The organism is Streptomyces sp. NPDC029014, assembly GCF_055564695.1.
The window spans coordinates 1-1,171 of record NZ_JBVHVT010000246.1 but is presented as its reverse complement, the minus strand read 5'-3'; the positions used below and the strand labels follow the sequence as shown (position 1 = coordinate 1,171).

Here is a 1,171-nt window from a genome sequence, read left to right as displayed (position 1 = left end):
ATGTCCGACAGGCTTCGAAGTTAGATGGATATCGGACTTTATATAACGATATGTTTTCGATAATCGCGATCACTTACGAGGTTAAAAATGACTGAACTGGTAAACGAAGTGACAATCGTATATGCTGGCTACGGCTATCTTAACCAGACAATCGATGTCACCAATGGCATCAAAACGGAATTCGCCGAAGGGGCACGCACTTTTTTGGCGACCAATCGATTCGGAGATCCCGCCAAAGGCAAAACCAAGGCACTGTATGCTATCTGGAAGTATGGGTCGGGCCCCCTCCAATCCGGAGTATCATTTGAAGGCTCGAAGGAAGGATTTACGATCCAATTGACGTAACGATCGAAATAGTCCTTTGATATCACCCCAATGGTTTGGTGACGCTTCCGCCACCAAACCATTTTCAATTACGTGACGAATTGACTTTCTATAAAATATATAGTTCCAGATAATTCCAATCGCAGTTGATTACCGGACTCGCGTCACCGGATATTGGGAGTGCGGCGTCTAGCGTCAGGAGTGTCCGGCCAGGGGTAATCGTCATTTTCGTGCAAAATCTGGCAGTTTCGCCGCAAAGCCTTATGTAGCGAGGCCTTAGTGCCGATTCTGACTATCGTCGGCCAGTACTCGGAGCATTCGGGACCGGCGCTATTGTGAGCGGCCCATTATTGTGACCGAACCGAGCACAAAGGACAGGAAGCGCCGATGCTGCATAACTAAGGCACATGGAAGTACATACCGAAACCGCCCTGACGCCCCCGCGCTGCAGAAGTCTGCTGCGGCGCATGTACGACCTGTTCCTGTCCGGGCCCGCTGCCGTCATCGGCGATCGCGAGCTCGATACGCTCGCGCCGGGCGACGTCGCCACGATCTGGCGCACGACGGTAGAGAAGCGCGGCGTCGTGACAGCGAACCGCACGAAGGCCGGGCTGTCGCTGGTCCTGAACTGCGGGCGGCTGTGGGGCATGATGGCAATCGCGAACCCGTGCGCCGGCGTGCGCAGGAAGAAGGAGACCGGGCGCCGGGACGCCCTCATCGATGACGAGCTGTATGCGGCCGTCTATGCCGCGCCCTACCAACCGCTGTGCAACGCGATGGATCTGGCCAATCTCTGCGTACAACGCCCCTCGGACATCCTGCGCATGCAGCGCGCCAACATTGTGCG

2 protein-coding genes are annotated in these 1,171 nt (G+C 55.3%); both read left to right on the top strand.

What is annotated here, in order from left to right:
- The first annotated feature begins 87 nt into the window (after nt 1–87).
- Nucleotides 88–345 (top strand): hypothetical protein, encoded by a 258-nt coding sequence (locus ACZ4VL_RS40850; protein ID WP_124473431.1) that lies wholly within the window; start codon nt 88–90, stop codon nt 343–345.
- A gap of 446 nt (nt 346–791) precedes the next feature.
- A partial coding sequence (locus ACZ4VL_RS40845; protein WP_468211130.1) for a hypothetical protein occupies nt 792–1,171 on the top strand: 380 nt, incomplete at its 3' end.